Raw genomic sequence first — 21643 nt, forward strand, 5'->3', positions numbered from 1 at the left:
TCACATACTATTTAGTTGTAAATAAGGCTAAATAGTCTCCATATCCTTCTGCTTCAAGATCCTCTTTAGCAATAAATCTTAACGAAGCTGAATTAATACAGTAACGTAATCCACCGCTGGACTTTGGACCATCGTTAAACACATGACCTAAATGAGAGTCAGCCTCAGTCGAACGAACCTCTGTTCGTGTCATACCATGGCTATGATCAATTTTTTGTTTGACATGTTGTGCCGCAATCGGTTGACTAAAACTTGGCCAGCCACAACCTGAATCAAATTTATTTAAAGAGGAAAATAATGGCTCACCAGAGACAATATCAACATATAATCCAGCTTCTCGATGTTGATCAAATTGATTATCAAAAGGGGGTTCAGTGCCATTTTGTTGAGTCACACGGTACTGTAATGGCGTGAGTTGTTCGATCCTTTTCAGTTTCTTTTGCTCATTCATACGATGCTCCTTAAGTAAAATAATGCTATTTTTATACTATAATGATAGTTTACATTAAAAAAATAACGAAATTATCTAATTGCCGGAATAAGCCAATTAGTCATCTCTTGTAACTCTGGGTTAAATTCAGGATAGCGTATCATTACCTGTTCTATCGCAGAATGAAAGGTATCGACACTATAACGATTTTGTTGTAATAAGTTGGCGACCTCTTGAATCGGTGTCGGATTTAAACTGTCAGTAAAAATTTGGCAGCGGCTAATCATACCTTGCTCAACATCAAAGTGAAAATCAATATTTCCCCATTTAAAACGCTCTTCAATTTGATGTGTAAATGCTGGCGCATTACCAAAATTCCACTGCCAGCTAGACTGTTTAGCAAAAACCTCAGCAAAACCAGGTAAGTTAGGTAAAGAGTCTGGGGAAATAACCTCAACAGGCACTTGTTCACCATAATGGTTAAAAAAGAACTGCATTACCACGTTACACACCAAATCATGATTAATCGTGGGTAAATATTCAACTAAGTTAGTGACTCGAGCACGTACTGAGGTAATCCCCTTCGCTTGTAATTTTTTCGGATCAGGATTTAAATAATCCGTTAATCGATTTAAGTTAGCATTGAGTAAAATTGTACCGTGATGAAAACCACGATCTAAAGTCTCTTTATAAGCCGAACCAGATATCTTTTTGTCACCATCAGCAGTATGTAATACCAGATCATTACGTCCTGTTGCCGATACATCTAAATTTAAAGATCTTAATGCATCAACAATAATTTGTGTTGAAATGCTCTTATTATACTCTGGTTTACTGGCCATAAAGGTAAAACAAGTATTACCGAGATCATGGAATACCGCACCTCCCCCACTACTACGACGGGCAAGTTTTATACCATCTTCACTCATTTTACCAGTATTACACTCTCGCCATGGGTTTTGGGCTCGGCCAATGACCACGGTATTATCATTACGCCATAAAAAAAGAACTCGCTCATTTGTTGGCATATGTTTAAAAATGGTCTCTTCAACAGCTAAATTAAACCAAGGATCATAAGAGTTTGAGATAAATACACGTAATGAAGACATTTTATCGCCTATTAGATTAGATTAGATTATCTTAATTATCAATAACTAAGCTAATCTTATTAAGTTAAAACTAGTTAAACCAACGGCTCGGTAACATTGCTTTTAATACATCATCTTTTACCCAAATATGGTGATATATTGCAGCAAAAATATGTAAACACAATAGTGCAATTAAGGCATAGGCTGAGAAAATATGCACTGAGTGGAAAAAACTATGTATTCCTTCCGCTAAGGTAACTGGAGGAATTGTTATCAGCCATAGAAAATCAATAGCACGAGACCCCATCAAATAACCTGATAATGGCAATATTAATAATAGTATGTAGATCAACCCTTGTACTGATTTTGATAAGATACGCTGAAGCTTCTCGTGTTTAGGTAATACCTCAGGTACCCCCTGCTTAATTACCACATAAATTCGCCATAATGTGAGAAAAAATATCACAACACCCAATGATTTGTGAATAACAAAAAGGTTAGCCATTCCACCGATTAATTGTGACAACGTCACTCTTGCCAGCGGTAAAATAATCACAATGAGTACAAGTAGCGCTGTTATCCAATGTATCCATTTTTGTTTTGGTTGATATTGAGGGTAATTTTTCATTATTATTCACTCTTCTGTTTTGAGAATTTATCCTGCCAGTGTTTGGCAATAAAATCGGTTCTACCTGATAGTTTACTATAGCGTTGATAGCGTTCAGGTTGTTTTTGGTAAAAATTCTGATGATCTTGTTCTGCTGGGTAAAATGGCATTGCCGCTTCTATTGAAACATCAATCGGTAAAGCAAAACGTTTTGACTGCTGCAAATCGTTTTTAGATGCAATGGCTCGTTGTTGCTGCTCGGCATTGTGATAGAAAATTACAGGGCGATAAGAGTCACCCCGATCAGCAAATTGTCCTTGACCATCAGTCGGGTCAATTTGTTGCCAAAATATATCCAACAACTGTCGATAGCTAATTTGTTCAGGATTAAATGTAATTTCGACCGCTTCAACATGCCCTGTTGTACCGCTACAGACTTGCTGATAGGTTGGATTGGCAATAGTACCGCCAGTATATCCCGACTTAACCTCAATAACGCCATCAAATTGATCAAATGGTTTAACCATGCACCAAAAACATCCGCCTGCAAATGTGGCTTTTTCTACTCGACTCATCATCATCCCCTTTCATAAAAGCGCAATTGGTTTATAACACTAGCTTACTACATCATCAGCCATTTTAAAGCGTAAGGGAAATTATTTTTGTGATTGATAATAGCAATTAAAAATATAATAATGCTTTTGCCACTTCATAGATGCAATAAAAAAGAGTATATTACACCACCACTGCACTACCCAATATAGTATTTAATCAACTCATAAATAGAATAATAAATTATGTTTTTTAATCGCCTTACATTCTCGCCAATTATTACTCGACCTATTATGTATTATGGGATATGTCTTGCCTTTTCATCATGGTTCGCGTTTTTTATTGCTATTATGCTCAATTTACCTAATCCGTATTGGGCGGCTATGCCTGCTTGGGTAATATTTCAGCCAACAAGAGGTTTACTGCTAGAGCGTGCGGTTTATCGCTTCTTAGGAACATTTATTGGTGCAGCAATCGGTTTTTCGATTCTATTGATTCCATTACATCCTATAATACAACTGGTTATTTTTACGCTATTAATTGGTGTAACAACGGCTTCATCTCATGTATTTAGAGGAACGATCGCTTACGGTTTTTTCACAACAGGACTAACGATGGCAATCGTCATCATTCCATCGATTATCTGGCCAAGTGATACAATGGATCTAGCGATTTCTCGAGTCGCTTGTACGTTTATTGGTTGTATTGTGGTTACCATCATTTTAGCGCTATTCGTACCTAAATTTCCAATACGTTCGTTTTATCAAAAAATTCATCTATTAACCAGTGATGTGGTTTTTTATGCGAATCAGGTTGTTACTGCTCGCTCTAAAGAAGAGTGTCATGATATAGAACAGACTTTACTTGCCAGCATTAATGACATTAATGATAATGCCGCTATTGCAGCAGCTGGTTCAATTCATAAGAACCGCAAACTGCGCTATATCGATGCCATTATTGCCGCTTCTCTGGATGTCATGGCGGCAAGTCGAGCTATTTTAACTCGTAATTTACGTGAAAATGTCTTACCAGCTGAGTTTAGTGACGATCTACTTGAGTTATCTAAACAGATTAGTCGTAAGCAGCCATTCTCTCTTGAAGATACCTATTTTTTCACTAAATGGCAGCTTGAATCACCAGAACTAACATCAGAAATTAAACGTTTAATTTATACCATTGAACAGCTAATTGCTGCCGAAGATGCGTTAGTCAATAATATTGAAAAACATAAAGATTTTATTGCCAATAATTATACGTCAACACTATTATTACCCCATCGCGACTGGCGCATGGCGATTAATATTGCCCTTATTACTAGTTTTATTGTATTTACTGTATCACTCTGTTGCTATTTCAATCCATCACGGATTGCGGAACAAGTTGCCTCAGGAATTGGAATTTTTGCGATTGTTTTTGGATCTTTTCCACTACCGCAAAATAATGCCCGTAATCTATTTATAGGCGTCTCAAGTGGGGTTATTGTTGCGATTATTTACCGCTTTTTCGTGCAACCATATGTGGATGATACCTTTTGGCTCTTGTTGACAATTATACCGTTTCTTTTATTTGGTGGAATTTGTCGAGCTCATCCTAAAACAGCTATTCCGGCGATTGATGCTAATATGGCATTCTTATTTGCAGGTCATATTGGCATGGGAGCCAGTGATGCATTTTCAGTGTTAAGTGCTGACTTTATTTATGTACTTAGTGCTGGGATTATTAGTGGTATGTTTATTTTATTGCCTCGCAAGCCCGATAAGCAAGCACTCAATGCAATTCTCTCTATTCAACGTGACTTGGATCGAATCATTGCTGCACAAGATGCTGTTAATAAAAATTGGTACGAACAATCGACTCGGCAGTTATTACGCTTAATGCTTCATTTAAGTCGAGCGGGTAAAGTTGGTGATAGTGCACCTAATGGCTTACTATCAACATTGAATGTAGGTTACTCCATTACTATGTTACATGCTAAATTGGAACAGCCCAAACTTGATCATACTAGCTACATTCAAATCAAAACAATTCTGTATATTTTATCATTAAAACCGAAAGGTAATTTAACTATCATCAATGAAATCAATAAGCAGATTCAACATATTGAAAATGATCAACTCCGTAGAATAGCTGAAATGCTAGTGGATTCACTCAATGAGAGTCAGCCATTTTTTAATTATATCCGAGAACTTAAAAAGAAAATGGCTTAACGTTTAATAGGTAAAAAAGTTCAGAACACTATACTGAACTTTTTTAACCTTATTATGAACTTTATGTTTATCGTCTAAAATACAAGTTATATCAACTAATCTAAGTCGTTACCATTAGAGGCAATCACTTTCTTATACCAATAAAAAGAGTCCTTAGGAATTCGTTTTAATGAGCCCTCTCCTTTATCATTAAGATCAACGTAAATAAAGCCATAACGTTTACTCATTTGTGAAGTTCCACAGCTGACAAGGTCAATACAGCCCTATGTAGTGTAGCCCATAATATCAACACCATCTTTGATAGCTTCACGCATTTGCTCAACATGTTTTTTAATATAGTCAATACGATAATCATCATGAATTTTACCGTCAGCACTCAATGTATCTTTAGCACCCAGACCATTTTCAGCAACAAATAGGGGTAATTGGTAACGATCATACAGTTTAATCAGTGCAATACGCAAACCGATTGGATCAATTGGCCAGTCCCACTGTGAGAGTTCTAAATATTCATTCTTAATTGGGCTATCAAATGTCCCGGCTAATTTTGCTGCATCTTTCCGTGCTTCAGCAACATGAGACATGTAATAACTAATCGAGACAAAATCTACTTTACCTTGTTTTAAGATTCTTTCATCTTCTGGTTCAACAATTAAATTAATATTATTGTCAGCAAAGTAACGTGCCATATAGCTTGGATATTCGCCTCTAGCCTGAACATCAGGATAGAACATATTCAATTGGTTAGATTTAAGCGCTTGCAGTTGATCTTCTGGTTTAGTGGTTTTAGCATAAGCTTCAATTTGATTAATCATACAACCGACTTTAGCATCTGGTACAATCTCTCTTACTGCTTTTACCGCTAATGCACTGGCTAAGAATTGGTGATGTGAGGCTTGATAAGCTGCTTGTAATCGATTATCAACTAAATCGGCTAAAATACCTGCTCCAGTATATAAACTATTTAAGTTCATATTCATCTCATTAAATGTGATCCAATATTTTACTTTATTTTTATAGCGATTTAAAATGACTCGCGCAAATTTTTCAAATAGTGGAATCAATTCTCGACTTAACCAACCGTTATATTTTTCGGTTAAGGTAATCGGCATTTCATAATGCGACATGGTCACTAACGGCTTAATACCATATTTAGCACATTCATCAAAAACTTTATCATAGAACGCGAGTCCTTCTTCATTTGGCTCAGCCTCTAATCCAGTTGGGAATATTCTTACCCAAGAGATAGATAAACGGAAAACGTTAAATCCCATTTCGGCAAATAAAGCAATATCTTCTTTATAATGATTATAAAAATCGATTCCCCAGCGTGATCTGCCCACATTTTAGTGGAGAGTTATTTTCAAATTATTAAATCATTTTTTCTTCAAATTGAACAGGTGATAAATAGTTTAAATATGAATGTTTTCTTACTCGGTTATAGTAAACCTCAATGTACCACAAGATCATCAATTTAGCTTGTGCCATATTTTCTAGTTTGTGTCGGTAAATCCATTCTGTTTTTAAGGTATGGAAAAAGCTTTCAGCCACCGCATTATCCCAACAGTTACCTTTGCGACTCATACTACACGTTAAGCCATAAGCCGTTAATATAGCTTGGTAATCATCGGAACAATACTGGCCACCACGGTCACTATGAACAATCACTTTACTCGGATAGCCCCGATGAAGCAAAGCCATAGTTAAGGCTTGACAAACTAGCGAGCTTTCCATATGCGTATCCATCGCCCAGCCTATGATTTTACGAGAGTAGAGAGCAAGTACAATCGCGAGGTATAACCACTGTCCGTTCACTTTAATATAAGTTATATCGCATACCCAAGCTTGATTAGGTGTGTCCATGGTAAAGTGCCTATCTAAAATATTTTCAGCGACCGGTTTGTTGTGGTTACTGTGCGTTGTTTGTTTATACTTTTTGCGTTGTTTTGCTTTAAGGTGAAGCTTGTGCATTCGTCGACGAACTCGTTCACGTGATAAACAATAGCCTTCCTCCAAAAGTTCGACATGTAAACGCCGATAACCATAGAGATGCCGATGATCTTCAAATAGTGTTTCAATCTTTTTGTCAAGCTGCTGATTAAACACTGTTCTCTGAGACGGTAATCGCTTTAAATAGGCATAGTAACCACTACTTGACACGTCAAATAGATGAAATAAACGACGCTTAGATAGCGTGTTTTGCTTTTTAATAAATTCGTACCTTGCTATTTCAGGCTCGCAAAGTACTGAGCGGCCTTTTTTAGGATATCGATCTCCTTTTTACGTAGCTCAAGCTCTTTTTTCATCGCTTTATTTTGACGCTCAAGTTCGTGATAGTCTGGTTTTTTATTTGATTTTATCGCTTGATGGGTTGGTTTATTCATCGTTTGGTACATCCAATTACAAAATGTTTTGTAATTTATACCTAAATCATTGGCTGTTTGTCGATAAGTTTGTTCGCTATTTAGGGCTAAATTGATCGCTTCTTGTTTAAATTGGGGATCGTATTTTTTACTCATTTGAGACTCCTTTTTTGTTACTAAAAAGTCTCCACTAAACTAGGAGCACATCAGTATTTATTAAACAAATGATTAAATCTATAGCGAATGAAATAGAGGATTTTAGCTGGCTAGATAATCCTAGAGTTAGTTATTTTGCATGGATTTCCTTGAACATTGGCGTTTCTTATGCACAAACTTTTAAAAGTCCACAACTGCCTATTCTTGAACAAATTTGTTCTAGCACAGATAGTAGAGCTAATGTAGTCAAACAATACTTTCAAGGTTGGGATGTGTATCAAAATGATAAAATTGATGTGATAAGAATGATTAAAACTCATTGGTTAAAAGTTGATAAAATGGGACATCCATTTAAAAAACTAGAAGAAAATCCTGACAATAAAGGTCTCATAGAATGGACATGGAATTATATTCAAAAAAGGATAAGAAACGATATTGGAGTCTATCACGCTGAAGTATCAAATTTAATTATTCCAACAACTTTAAATGAAAAATATCAAGCTATTTTTGCTATACATGATTATTGGTATACAAACAATAAACTCTTACATAAGGTTTTCTGTAGTGAATATAGACAAGCTTTAAGCCAAAAAAAGTACAAAGATAAGCAAGATATAAAAACCTTAAACTTTCAATTGGGAATAAAGCATAAAGAAAAATTAGATAAACTTTTGCATCATTATAATTACAGTCAACAAAAGTTTTTCGAAATGCTTATCAGTGAGCATTACAATTCAATTAAGGATAAGCTAGATAACAAATAACGTTTTTAAGCGATACAGCTAATCTTCTGAATTGGTTATAATGGCATTATTGAAAGTCAATTTTTTGACTTTTTAAATATGGATGTAATTCTGGAGTCAATACCTACTTAAGGTTGAAAATATCGTTATATTTTAAATAATTAAACTTATTTATCGAGTCCGACCACTGGCACCAAACCCAAATTTTAAAGCCTGCTTCTAGCAGGTTTTTGCATTTTAAAATTGATAATATTTAAATCATTTCTATATTACTAAGTAGCGCTAGACAAACATGATATTAAATGTTAAATAACTAGTTATGATGGATTAAACGATATTTTATACTTTGTGCAAGGTAACATAAACTCCATAATAAAATCCCAAAAGAGTAATCAGCCCTACTGGCCAACAGTAAAATTTATATTAAGCTCTTTTATCGTTTTTAATTATTACTTAAGTTTAAGTGATAAGGCTAATTTTTTATTATTAATAAAATTTTTTGATTTTACCTTAATCCCGATGTTTGTTTTTATAACTGCTTTTATGACCAAAAACATAACATGGCGATCTTGGTATTATAATCTGCTTTCGTCAATAATCATCTATCTCACATTTCAAACGATAGATTCGATACCTTTCTACTTTTCAGATGAACTGAATCTCAAAGACTACCTTTTTTTCCCTAAATATGGCGTTTGGTTTTTTTTAGCAGTGCCTATTTGGCAAGCTATTTTTTTACTACTGCCTCTGCAAATAAAAAATCATCCAGTCAGGCTATTTTATATATTATGTATTGTCTTATGTATAAGTTTTTTAATGGAAACCTATTTAATTCAAGCATCTATTCTGTGGTATTTTTGTCATTATTTTCCATTTTTCATTATTGCTTATTTAATCAATGATCAAATAATATTGAAATTAAGACAGTCTAATATTTATATTATTTTAGTTACCAGTCTTTTAATTATTCTTGGTTTTTACTATCTAATAAACATTGAGCAATTAATAATGATTAAGGTACTTGAATTTATTATCTATATTATTTCTTTCTGGATTAGTATTATACTTTGTACGATTATTATTTATTTCTCCCCATCGACAAATCGATATCAAAAAATATCAAATAACGCTTTAAGCATATACTTAATACATCCAATTGTGTGTTTTATCCTATTACAATGTTTAGGTAGAATGGATATTCACGTTAATTTATTTTTATCGGTAATTCTCACGGTTGTAACAATTACGCTATCTATTTGGTTATCTTTAAACCCTATCATTCACTGGTTTATAAGACCAAATCTTAAAATTTTATTTAAAAATTAAGCTCGTTTATTTAAATAAGAAAAATGCCATTCATCGTTATTTGAATGGCATTTTTTTATTATGATGTGGCGTTATTTTTAACGTTATGAGTGAGTTTTGTAATGATATAAAAGGCCAGTGTTCCCGTTAACGTTATTGTAATACCTAAATAGAATGCATAACTTTTACTATGCATAATATCTGAGATATATCCGGTTAATGACGGAACAATGACGGCTGAAGACATACCAAAAAAGTTAAATACACCATAAGTTGTCGCTAGACGTTTAAGTGAAACAAACTGACCAAACCAGGCAATAATGATTGGTTCCACGACTAACTTACCAAAAAAACCATAAGCAATAATACTGATAGTGACGATATTGGTATTCGAGCTATAGACCGCAACGAATAAGCATAACATAGCTAAAATTTCTAACGTAATAATAATCTGAATTTTTTTCTTGAAAAAAACATCAGCAATATAACTAAAAAATAGTGCACCAGGTATTGCTGAGAAAAAAGCTAATGACGACATAAACCCAACTGACGTGGCGGCTACACCCTTTTCTACTTCTAAAAAATTAGGTAACCAAGTATCAATTAAGTAATAGGTATATAGTGTCGAAAAATAAAGAATATATGCCGCAATCATTGGTGGACGAGATAAAGAACGCCATAAACTAATATTAGCAGTATTCATACTAAGCGGTGACGAACTCGACTGACTATCTTGTTTGTTATTGATCAATTTTTCTTCGGGCATAATAAAACGTTTAAAAACAAACACCATAATTAATATAAAAATGATCAAAATTACGATTAGATATTGCCAGTGTAAAATACCTCGTCCAACCAAGAAACTTGATGAGATAAGACCAATACTACTTCCCATTGCGATGCCACTATTAACAATTGCTGTCGCGAGACTTTTTTGTGTTGCAGGGACATATTTTGCGGTAAATGAATAAGCTACACCATAAAATGTACCACAACCAATACCGGCAATTAAGCTACCCATATACACCATTAATAGCGAAGAGGATAACGCAACAATAGCACCACCAAGTGCAAATATTAGAAAACTCGGAATTAATATCTGCTTGCGTCCTATTTTATCAACTAATAGGCCTGAAGGTATTTGCATACAGACGTAACCGAGAAAATAGCAACTAGAGATATACCCTAATTGGGCATTAGTCACTCCACCAAAATATTGACTAATAACTGGATAAATTGGCACTAACAGGGTTCGATAAGCAAAAATAATTATCCAACCAGCGGTGAGAATGAAAATAAGTTTTTTCCAGTAAAGGAGTTTGGAACTGTTTGATAGTTTCATTTATATGCTCAACGTATTAACTAATACTCTATCTATTTAATATAGTTTCCGTGAAAGAGTACTTAATCATCATTAAATGGTTAATGTAGATAGAAGTACTCAATCTCAATAAAATTAATGAATAATGCAATTTTTATTTGCTATTATTTATCAAATATTGTTCCTTTACGAAAAGGTGAGCTTTTAAATGAATATTTCATCAAAATAATATAGCTAATTCCACCCACAAAAAAACCAATTACCCAAGATAAACTGACTTCACAAAATGCGGCACCCGCACCGATTAACATGGCAATAACAGCCGCTTTATTAAAGCCCACAAATGGCCCTTTTTCATCATAAAGCTCGGCTATATTAACCCGTTGTTTACGTAAAATGTAATATTCTACCAATAAAATAGCGACAATCGGTCCTAAAAAGGCTGAATAGATTAAAATAAATAGACCTAAACCTTTAGCTGATGAGTCTTGTACTAAAACCCATGGAAATGACGCAATGGCTAATAATCCTGTAATAATAACAGCTACTTTATATTTTACCTTAGTTAAAAGCGTTATCACATAAGCAGGAGGGATAATATTGGCAACCATATTAACGGCAATTGCACCTAATACAATAAATGCAGAAACTGCAACGGTAATATAAGGATTATCAACAACAATTGCAAAGGCTTTAACTGGATTTGAGTTACCTGTTGCTGATGCTAACATGACACCAATTGTTAGAACAAAACCATAAGCAATAACGATAGGAATAAAATAGAGCAACCCTCTTTTACGGTTACTAATCCCTGGTTTGAGTTCTCGTGAATAATCGGCCGCACTTAAAAAAATCGCCGCATAATTCCCTAAAAACATCATCACAAAACTAAAAAATGGTAATCCCCAAGTCCCTTCAGTATGGAACCATTTTTCAACAATCACGTCTCGATGATTCATCACTAATAGAACAAACACATAGATAAGCGCTAATAAAATGACAATCGAAATTAAGATTTCGACCCATTTAACAGCATGAAAACCATATAGCGATAAGACAATTTGTACAAATTGTAAAATAAGAAAACAGATAAAGATGTTATCAAATGTATCACTAGATAAGACCTTAATAATTTCATTTAATGCCGTTGCACCAATCCAACTTTGAAAACCATACCACACGATACCAGGGATACCACGTAACAAAGATGAAATGATTGAACCTTTAATACCAAAAGACATTCTTAACTGAACAACATAAGGAATACCGGTTCGATAGCCCAAGCGATCATTCAACGTAAAAACAACCGAGATAATGAGAATAGCAATAATTGCGGCAAAAAATGTTTGTAGTACATTCATGGTTGCGAGCCCAGCAACAACTAAACTAGCCCCCAAGGTCATATTACCAAGGTTAACACCATCACCAATCCACATAAAGGCATAAGCAATCGGACTAACATTTCTCTGTTTTTCGGTTCTTGGCATCAATGATTTGTCTATTTTTAACGTTTCCACTTGAGAAAGGCTGGCATTATTGTTATCTGTCATAACTCTTTTCCTAAATTAAAAAACTATTAAAACTTATATAGCTTAGCTTTGGTTAACTTATCGTTGTAGTGGAAATTTACTGCAATAATGATGCCAACATCAATGGTTTATTGATTTTACTGATTAATCTGTTTCAAGTAATATCATCAAATATAATCATATTGTAAGTAGCCAATCCCGTTTATTAACTCATAATAAAAAAAAGAGAGTAACCAATTGAATTTATATCATTTTTATAATAAAACGAAAAAATTTTATAAACTCTATTTATAATTAATACTTATCCAAATTACCTTATCTCAATGATAATACGATGTATTGATTCATTTATTTAGTTTAATCACCAATAATACAATGACTCATATTGGTTCAATGATGCACCAATAAAATCACTATTGTGATGCAATGCCCTATTCACTATCATTTCTTATGGTATAAATATCACTTTTTCGGTTATATCAAAATATCCAGACTATAGCTTGTTTATCTTAATACAATAAGGCGAATAAAAGAGACCTATAATATGAATTTATAAACGACATAATTAAAGTTGAATAATTATAGGTTTGGGTTTGATAAGAATAAAATGAAACAGTATATTGTCTAAAACCAGCAAATTTTACTTGTGAGTTGAATCTAGGTAATAAAAAGATAATAATAATAAAAATGTTATCATAATTAGTGAATAAATATGGCCTCATTAAAAGATGTCGAAAAATTAGCCAATGTTTCCCTCATGACCGTTTCTCGGGCTATTAATGAACCACATAAGTTAAATGAAAAAACATTACTTAAAGTTAATAATGCAATCAATCAGTTGGATTATGTTCCGCATATTTCACCTAAAATAATGAGAGGCGATAAATCGTCACCTTTAACCATTGGTGTGCTCGCTTTAGATACAGCAACAACGCCCTTTTCTGTTGAGATTTTACAAGCAATTGAAAAAACGGCTCAATCCCATAATTGGATCACTTTCACAATTAATCTATTTGATACCACTAATCTTAATGAAGCTGTTGATACTTTACTATCTTATCGACCAAAAGGTATTATTTATACCAGTATGGGATTACGTAAGATCACGATCCCAGAAAAACTATTACAACAAAATATCGTACTCGCTAATTGCCTGAATGATAATGGCAATATTCCCTGCTATATTCCTGATGATTTTCAAGGGCAATATATTGCGATGAAAAAAGTAATAGAAAAAGGTTATAAAAAACCATTATGTATCTATTTATCAAAAACATCATTAGCTGGTGAGATTCGTAGAAAAGCTGTTGAAAAAGCGTGGTTAGAATCAGGTTATGAGTTGAATGATTTAACAACTTATCATTTAAAACGTGAAAAAGATCAAACAGAGCTTAACTACCTTGAAGTAATTTCAATTATTGATAAACACTGCACAACAAAGCCAAATTTTGACATTATTATCTGTGGTAATGATCGCGTTGCTTTTGTCGTTTATCAGGAGTTATTATCACGGGGATTTCATATTCCAAGTGATGTCGCAGTGTTAGGCTATGATAATATGGCTGGGGTTGGTGATCTATTCTCACCAGCTTTAACCACTGTACAACTACCACACTATGAAATTGGCCAGCGTGCTGCATTACATATTATTAATAATGAACAGAGTAAAACGATAATAAAAATAGAATCTCCATTTTTAAAGCGAGATTCTATTTAATCTATTTGTTAAGCATGATTAGTCCTAACAGCTAGGTGCTAATACAGACTTTTTATTACTTAATGTAAATGCGGAAATAATGAGCGCGGTCACCACAATTTAGGCCAATACATAGAATGTTGAATGATAACCTAATAGATCAAATAACTTGCCCACTGGTGATGATAAGATAATCACACCCACTGAACTTGAAATTTTAAAACCAATTAAGAAAATCGTAGATGATAAACGTGAATCAAAATTAGCAACAATTATCTTGGTAGAATAGTGCTGAAATTAATATCGATTATGTGAGATTCGCGAGTCTTATTATTAAAATTAAGCAACCGAATAAATATAATGTCTGTTGTTCTTTGTATAACAATGACAATACATTAAAATTCTCGATATTGATAAAAATAATAAAAAACTCATTGCTTAAACCACATAACGTTTGTTATTTTGAGTATCCAGTTAATACTGGATTTTAGTTTATACGGATCATCTATGGATATTAAGCGATATGCCTTGCTGAAAAAACGCCTGTATTTTTATCATAAAGTTCGCTCTATGCAAGAACGCGCCCCTATTATTGTATTAATTGCAGCAGCAATTATTGGTTCATTAACCGGCTTTGTCGGTGTTGCATTTCAATATTCAGTTCAATGGGTCATTGCACTACGTATTTATATTACAACGGATTTTGTCAGCTCTATTTACCTACAAATTATTCTTGGTTTTATCGTATCTGGTTTATTAGCTAGTTTTGCCTATTTTTTAGTACAACGTTTTGCCCCAGAATCCGGAGGTTCGGGGATCCCTGAAATCGAGGGTGCTTTAGCTAATTTAAGACCCGTTCGCTGGAAACGAGTATTACCCGTTAAATTTATTGGTGGTTTGGGCGCATTAGGCTCAGGCATGATTTTAGGACGAGAAGGCCCTACTGTGCAGATCGGTGGTAACTTAGGCAAAATGGTGGCTGACTTTTTTCATGTTAGAGGTAATGAATACCAGCATACCTTTATTGCCGTTGGTGCGGCAGCAGGAGTAACAGCAGCATTCAATGCGCCCTTAGCTGGTATTTTATTTATTATTGAGGAGATGCGTCCACAATTTCGATACAATCTTACTTCAATTAAAGCCATTTTAGTTGGAGTCATCATGGCCAGCGTCGTCTATCAGTGTTTAATTGACGCTAAACCTATTTTTGATATTGGCTATTTTAAGGCTGTTCCCGTCAAATCACTCTGGCTCTATCTCTTTTTAGGTGGTCTATTTGGTATTATTGGTGTGATTTCAAATAAAGGTATTTTGACATGCCAAAACTATTTTCGCCAATTTTATCAACGAAAGCCGACTAACTTTGTCTTAACGGGTACTCTGCTTGGTGGTTTATTTGGTATATTAACTTTAACCGCTCCTTATTTGACGGGAGGCGGTTTTGCATTTATTACCGATGCTGTTTCGGGACATTATCTTTTCAGTGGACTATTCATTATCTTTATTCTGCGCTTTCTTGGTTCTATGATCTGTTTTAGTTCAGGCGCTCCAGGGGGAATTTTTGCACCGACTTTAGCGTTAGGGACCGTTTTTGGTGTTGTATTTGGGATGGTAATGCAAGATCTCTTACCTAATTATCAAATTGAATTAGGTGCATGTGCGATTATCGGGATGGGGGCATTATTTGCTTCAACAATTCGAGCTCCCTTAACTGGGATCGTACTGGTCATGGAAATGACAGATAATTATCAACTCATTTTGCCGATGATTATTACTTGCTTAGGTTCAACATTAATGGCGCAAATGCTTGGTGGAAAACCACTCTATTCTCAAATACTAGATGGAATCTTGTTAAGAGCTACAAAACGTGAATATCAAAAAAAAGAGGAGCCATAAAATAGGCTCCAGCTATTAACGTCTATTTATCAGGACAATATGTGTTGTGTCGATGATATAGAGTGTCACTTTTGAGTTAACGATCCTCTTCTATATACAAAATCTAGTGACAGCATCGTTAACTCGTTTTCATTCAGCCTTATTGAAGTGATGGTGGATGTTCTTCAAAGATTTTTTCTGCTTCTTTAAAATCTTCCTTAATCTCTTTCAACTCTTCAATGACTTGTTTCTCTTCATGCTTTATTTTATCTTTAAGTGTATCTTTATTATCACTATTATTGCTCATCATAACGCTCCTCGTCATATACTTAATTTATAACTCAATGATATTAATAGAATCAATATATTGTCAAATTAACATCTTGTAAATTTATTTTAATTTTGGTGTTAATCTTTAATTATTTATATAAGTCCTCTCATAAAATAATGTGACAACGTAATAATAAATAATAAAAAATAAAAAATAAGGTAAATTGTCTATCTTTTGTCACTACGCATAACGACTAATCCAACTCGATAAAATAAATCGTCTAACCCTTATACCCCTTTAGTAGTAACTCTTTAAGGCTACTTACTTTCTTAACGATTGCCCCTACAATAGGCGCATTAATTATATGGTGATTTAGTTTTATTTTAAAAATAGTCAGTAAGGAGAGAATCATGGGTAAATCAACACAAGTCATCGAAAAATGGATTCCCGATGACCAACAGTTCTGGGAACAAACCGGTAAAAAAATTGCTAATCGTAATTTATGGATATCAATCCCCTGTTTATTACTAGGGTTCTGCGTTTGGATGTTATTCAGTATTATTTCAATTCATCTAAATGAGATCGGTTTTAATTTTTCTAAAGAACAGCTTTATCTGCTAGTTGCTATCCCTTCAGTATCTGGGGCACTATTCCGAGTACCATACTCTTTTGTTATCCCGATATTTGGCGGACGAAGATGGACCACTTTCAGTACGATTATTCTAGTTCTTCCTTGTATCTGGCTTGGCTATGCGGTACAAGACCTTAATACCCCTTATATTATATTTATTATTATTGCGTTACTTTGTGGTTTAGGTGGTGCTAATTTTGCCTCAAGTATGGCCAATATTAGCTTCTTCTATCCGAAATCTCAACAAGGTGGTGCGCTTGGCTTGAATGGCGGCCTTGGTAATATGGGTGTAAGTGTTATTCAACTTGTAGCAGCTCTAATTATCTTTGTACCAGCGCTAATTGGTGATGGACAACAGTTAGCCAACGGCAACACAATTTGGATTCAAAATGCAGCGTTTATTTGGGTTCCTTTCCTAATTATTTTTTCTGTTTGTGCACTAGTTGGGATGAACGATTTATCAACTTCAAAAGCATCATTTAAAGAACAAGCCGTAGTACTAAAAGACGGTACTATGTGGATGTTAAGTTTACTATACCTTGCAACATTCGGTTCATTTATCGGCTTCTCTGCTGGTTTTGGTATCCTAAGTAAAACTCAATTCCCAAATGTAGATATCAGTTTATTAGTTTTTGCTGGCCCATTAGTGGGAGCAATTGGTCGTCCATTAGGTGGCATGTTATCTGATAAATTTAATGGTATTCGAATGACGCTAGTTAACTATCTACTAATGATTATATTTGTTATTGGTGCATTCATTATGCTACCTGGCATCATGAGCACTGACGGTAACTTCTTAGGTTTCTATGTTCTATTTTTACTACTCTTTTTTACCGCTGGTTTCGGTAGTGGTTCGACATATCAAATGATTGCAGTCGTATTTAGACAACATATTTTTAGCGATAGTATCAAAGCAGGAGCAACGAATGAAGCAGCGAATAAACATGCTGTGACAATGACTGCAGCTGCACTTGGTTTTATCTCTGCAATTGGCGCAATGGGTGGTTTTATTATTCCACAACTGTTTAGTATTTCAACGACCCTATTTGGTACTGCAAGCTATGCACTAATTGCATTTTTAATTTTTTATATTGTCTGCGCACTTATTACGAAACTAAATTATAAAGCGCAATAAAAATCAATTTATTGGAGCAATGTTATGAGCAAATTTATTGATCATCTTAAATTTTTTAAACAGTCGAAAGGCACCTTCTCTGATGGTCATGGGAAAACTGAATCAGTTAACCGTGATTGGGAAGATGCTTATCGCAAGCGTTGGCAACATGATAAAATTGTACGTTCTACTCACGGGGTAAACTGTACGGGATCGTGTAGCTGGAAGATTTACGTCAAAAATGGTCTTGTTACTTGGGAAACACAGCAAACAGATTACCCAAGAACGCGCCCAGACCTACCAAATCATGAACCACGAGGTTGTCCTCGTGGTGCAAGTTACTCTTGGTATCTGTATAGTGCCAACCGTGTTAAATACCCTTTAATTCGTAAACAACTGTTATCTTTATGGCATGAAGCCAAAAAACAGCATCAAGATCCGGTTGATGCATGGCAAGCTATTGTTAATGATGTTGAAAAAAGCAAATCTTATAAAACTAAACGTGGTAAAGGTGACTTTGTCCGTGCCTCATGGCAAGAAGTTAATGAGCTAATTGCTGCTTCAAATATCTATACCATTAAAGAGTATGGTCCAGATCGTATCGCAGGATTCTCACCTATTCCAGCAATGTCAATGGTCTCTTATGCGGCTGGTGCACGTTATTTATCATTAATCGGTGGTGCTTGTTTATCATTTTATGATTGGTACTGTGACTTACCACCTGCATCGCCAATGGTTTGGGGAGAACAAACTGACGTTCCTGAATCAGCTGATTGGTATAACTCATCTTATATCATCGCTTGGGGATCAAATATTCCACAAACACGAACACCTGATGCTCACTTCTTTACAGAAGTCAGATATAAAGGGACTAAAACCGTTGCGATTTGCCCTGATTATGCAGAAGTATCTAAATTCGCTGATGAGTGGTTAGCACCACAGCAAGGTACCGATAGTGCATTAGCTCTGGCGATGGGACATGTTATTTTAAAAGAGTTTTATGTCGAAAAACCATCTGACTATTTCTTAAACTATGCACGTCGTTACACCGATTTTCCAATGTTAGTTAAATTAGAAAAACAACAAAATGGTAAATATGTTGCAGGTCGCCTACTACGTGCTGATGATTTAGTTGATCAACTGGGACAAACCAACAATCCAGAATGGAAAACGGTTGCTATTGATGAAACCACTCAAACATTAGTTGCACCACAAGGTTCAGCTGGTTTCCGTTGGGGTGAAGAAGGTAAATGGAATTTAGAAGCAAAAGAGGGATTAAATCAGACTGATGTCTCTTTACAACTTAGCTTATTAAATCATCATGATGATGTTATTGAAGTTGGTTTCCCTTACTTTGCCAGTGAGGAACGACAACATTTCAAAAATATTCCATTAGAGAGCGTGCTTTATCATAAACTACCAGTTAAATCGATTACCTTAGCAAATGGCGAACAAGCTTATGTTACCACTGTACACGATTTAACTTTAGCTAACTATGGTATTGAGCGAGGTCTTAATGATAGCAATGCAGCAAGTGACTATAGTGAGATTAAAGCCTACACGCCAGCTTGGGCTGAAAAGATTACAGGTGTAAATCAACAACGTACGATTACTATTGCCAGAGAATTTGCAAATAACGCTGATAAAACGCATGGTCGTTCGATGATTATTGTTGGTGCTGGTCTAAATCACTGGTTCCATATGGATATGAATTACCGTGGTTTAATCAATATGTTGGTATTTTGTGGTTGTGTCGGTCAATCTGGTGGTGGCTGGGCACATTATGTTGGACAAGAGAAATTACGTCCACAAACAGGGTGGACGCCATTAGCATTTGCTTTAGACTGGCAACGTCCACCTAGACACATGAACAGTACCTCTTTCTTCTATAATCACTCAAGTCAATGGCGTCATGAAACGGTTTCAGCCAAAGGGTTATTATCACCATTAGCTGACACTGATAAATATAGCGATAGTTTGATTGATTTTAATATTAAAGCTGAACGTTTAGGTTGGTTACCCTCTTCCCCGCAATTGAATGTTAACCCGCTTAAAATTAACCAGCAAGCACAAGCGCAAAATCAAGATCCAATTAGCTATACGGTGAATGGTTTAAAACAAGGTGATATTAAGTTCGCTTCACAATCTCCTGATAACGATCGTTGTCATCCTCGTCAAATGTTTATCTGGCGTTCAAACTTATTAGGTTCATCGGGTAAGGGTCATGAGTATTTACTTAACTATTTACTAGGTACTGAAAATGGCTTACAAAATACTGATTTAGGTAAACAAGGTCTTGTTAAACCAACGGAATTAGAGTGGCAAGATCAGCCATTAACAGGCAAACTCGATCTGGTTGTGACAATGGACTTCAGAATGTCGAGTACTTGCCTATTCTCAGATATCGTACTACCAACTGCAACATGGTATGAGAAAGATGACCTTAACACCTCGGATATGCACCCTTTTATTCACCCTCTTTCTGCAGCAGTTGATCCAGCTTGGGAAGCAAAAAGTGACTGGGAAATCTATAAAGGGCTAGCGAAAGAGTTTTCACATCTTTGTGATGGTCATTTAGGTGTTGAAACAGATATTGTCAGCTTACCAATTCAACATGACTCGGCAGCAGAATTAGGTCAACCTTATGATGTTAAAGATTGGTTAAAAGGTGAATGTGACCTGATTCCTGGTAAAACTGCCCCACACTTAATTAAAGTTGAGCGTAATTACCCAGAAACCTATCAACGCTTTACCTCAATTGGTCCATTATTGGAAAAATTAGGCAATGGTGGTAAAGGAATCGGCTGGAATACCGAGATAGAAGTTGAGTTCTTAAAAGCGTTAAATGGTACACAAGCAAATGGCCAAGCAAAAATTGATACAGCCATTGATGCTGCTGAGATGATTCTATCATTAGCACCTGAAACCAACGGTCAAGTTGCGGTAAAAGCATGGCAAGCGCTAGGCAAAATAACAGGGAGAGATCATACTCATCTTGCACTAAACAAAGAAGATGAAAAAATTCGCTTCCGTGATCTACAATCACAACCAAGAAAAATCATCTCTAGCCCGACTTGGTCAGGTCTTGAAGATGAACATGTCTCTTACAATGCATGCTATACTAATGTGCATGAGTTAATTCCATGGCGTACGATTTCAGGTCGTCAACAACTTTATCAAGATCATCAATGGATGCGTGATTTTGGTGAAAGTCTATTAGTCTATCGTCCACCAGTAAATAGTCGCTCGATTGAGGTGATGCAAGATTATCAATCCAATGGTAATCCAGAGTTGGCGCTAAACTTCATCACACCACACCAAAAATGGGGTATTCACTCAACTTATAGTGATAACTTAATGATGCTAACCCTATCTCGTGGTGGGCCGATTGTTTGGTTAAGTGAAGATGATGCTAAAACGTTAAACATTGCAGATAACGACTGGGTAGAAGCATTTAACAGCAATGGGGCCTTAACGGCACGCGCTATCGTCAGTCAGCGTATCCCTGTTGGCATGATTGTGATGTATCACGCTCAAGAACGTTTGATTAACCTACCGAGTTCAGAAATTACTGGACAACGTGGTGGAATACATAATTCAGTAACTCGTGTCTATCCAAAACCAACCCATATGATTGGGGGTTACGTTCAACAAGCTTACGGCTTTAATTACTATGGCACCGTTGGTTCTAACCGAGATGAATTCGTTATGGTTAGAAAAATGGCAAATGTCGATTGGTTAGATGAGAAGTAGGA

The 21643-nt window shown here is 35.2% G+C and carries 15 protein-coding genes and 1 pseudogene; 6 read left to right on the plus strand and 10 right to left on the minus strand.

Annotated elements, in window-relative coordinates:
- Window positions 1–7: 7 nt before the first annotated feature.
- The 4 genes from msrB to msrA form a co-directional block, all read right to left on the minus strand.
- Window positions 8–451: a peptide-methionine (R)-S-oxide reductase MsrB gene (gene msrB / locus RHO11_02355; GenBank protein ID WVD61991.1), complete on the minus strand. Its 444-nt coding sequence runs from the start codon at window positions 449–451 to the stop codon at window positions 8–10.
- Between the two features lie 71 nt (window positions 452–522).
- Window positions 523–1539, minus strand: coding sequence for a lipoate--protein ligase (locus RHO11_02360; GenBank protein ID WVD61992.1), 1017 nt, complete (start codon window positions 1537–1539; stop codon window positions 523–525).
- A 70-nt stretch (window positions 1540–1609) separates the two neighbouring features.
- Window positions 1610–2146, minus strand: coding sequence for a cytochrome b/b6 domain-containing protein (locus tag RHO11_02365; GenBank protein WVD61993.1), 537 nt, complete (start codon window positions 2144–2146; stop codon window positions 1610–1612).
- 2 nt (window positions 2147–2148) lie between these two features.
- Window positions 2149–2700 (minus strand): peptide-methionine (S)-S-oxide reductase MsrA, encoded by a 552-nt coding sequence (msrA, locus tag RHO11_02370; protein WVD61994.1) that lies wholly within the window; start codon window positions 2698–2700, stop codon window positions 2149–2151.
- 222 nt (window positions 2701–2922) lie between these two features.
- Here msrA and RHO11_02375 point away from each other — a divergent pair, with 222 nt between their 5' ends.
- A complete protein-coding gene (locus RHO11_02375; GenBank protein WVD61995.1) occupies window positions 2923–4884 on the plus strand; it encodes an FUSC family protein in 1962 nt (653 codons plus the stop codon).
- A 95-nt stretch (window positions 4885–4979) separates the two neighbouring features.
- Here the strand turns inward: RHO11_02375 and RHO11_02380 are convergent.
- From RHO11_02380 to RHO11_02390, 3 genes and pseudogenes are all read right to left on the minus strand, one after another.
- Window positions 4980–6227 (minus strand): annotated as a pseudogene (locus RHO11_02380) (glycoside hydrolase family 1 protein).
- 28 nt (window positions 6228–6255) lie between these two features.
- Window positions 6256–7113 (minus strand): IS3 family transposase, encoded by an 858-nt coding sequence (locus RHO11_02385; GenBank protein ID WVD62839.1) that lies wholly within the window; start codon window positions 7111–7113, stop codon window positions 6256–6258.
- Window positions 7110–7403: a transposase gene (locus RHO11_02390; protein ID WVD61996.1), complete on the minus strand. Its 294-nt coding sequence runs from the start codon at window positions 7401–7403 to the stop codon at window positions 7110–7112. The genes RHO11_02385 and RHO11_02390 overlap by 4 nt, the downstream gene beginning before the upstream one ends.
- Window positions 7404–7471: 68 nt before the next feature.
- On the opposite strand from RHO11_02390, the gene RHO11_02395 reads away from it, so the two are divergent.
- Window positions 7472–8167: a hypothetical protein gene (locus RHO11_02395; protein WVD61997.1), complete on the plus strand. Its 696-nt coding sequence runs from the start codon at window positions 7472–7474 to the stop codon at window positions 8165–8167.
- A 1363-nt stretch (window positions 8168–9530) separates the two neighbouring features.
- Here the strand turns inward: RHO11_02395 and RHO11_02400 are convergent.
- A complete protein-coding gene (locus RHO11_02400) occupies window positions 9531–10793 on the minus strand; it encodes an MFS transporter (GenBank protein ID WVD61998.1) in 1263 nt (420 codons plus the stop codon).
- A gap of 143 nt (window positions 10794–10936) precedes the next feature.
- The gene (locus tag RHO11_02405; protein ID WVD61999.1) at window positions 10937–12322 is read right to left on the minus strand and encodes an NCS1 family transporter; all 1386 of its coding nucleotides are present in this window, start codon (window positions 12320–12322) and stop codon (window positions 10937–10939) included.
- Between the two features lie 691 nt (window positions 12323–13013).
- Here RHO11_02405 and RHO11_02410 point away from each other — a divergent pair.
- Window positions 13014–14018: a LacI family DNA-binding transcriptional regulator gene (locus tag RHO11_02410; GenBank protein WVD62000.1), complete on the plus strand. Its 1005-nt coding sequence runs from the start codon at window positions 13014–13016 to the stop codon at window positions 14016–14018.
- A 486-nt stretch (window positions 14019–14504) separates the two neighbouring features.
- Window positions 14505–15893, plus strand: a complete 1389-nt coding sequence (gene clcA / locus RHO11_02415; GenBank protein ID WVD62001.1) for a H(+)/Cl(-) exchange transporter ClcA — start codon at window positions 14505–14507, stop codon at window positions 15891–15893.
- Between the two features lie 139 nt (window positions 15894–16032).
- On the opposite strand, the gene RHO11_02420 is transcribed toward clcA, so the two are convergent.
- A complete protein-coding gene (locus RHO11_02420; protein ID WVD62002.1) occupies window positions 16033–16182 on the minus strand; it encodes a hypothetical protein in 150 nt (49 codons plus the stop codon).
- Between the two features lie 371 nt (window positions 16183–16553).
- Here RHO11_02420 and RHO11_02425 point away from each other — a divergent pair, with 371 nt between their 5' ends.
- Both RHO11_02425 and RHO11_02430 read left to right on the plus strand, forming a co-directional pair.
- On the plus strand, window positions 16554–17909 hold the full coding sequence (locus RHO11_02425) for a NarK family nitrate/nitrite MFS transporter (GenBank protein WVD62003.1): 1356 nt from the start codon (window positions 16554–16556) through the stop codon (window positions 17907–17909).
- 24 nt (window positions 17910–17933) lie between these two features.
- A complete protein-coding gene (locus RHO11_02430) occupies window positions 17934–21641 on the plus strand; it encodes a nitrate reductase subunit alpha (GenBank protein ID WVD62004.1) in 3708 nt (1235 codons plus the stop codon).
- Window positions 21642–21643: the final 2 nt, after the last annotated feature.

It is taken from the genome of Orbaceae bacterium BiB (assembly GCA_036251205.1).
GTDB classification, from domain to species: Bacteria; Pseudomonadota; Gammaproteobacteria; order Enterobacterales; family Orbaceae; genus Orbus; species Orbus mooreae.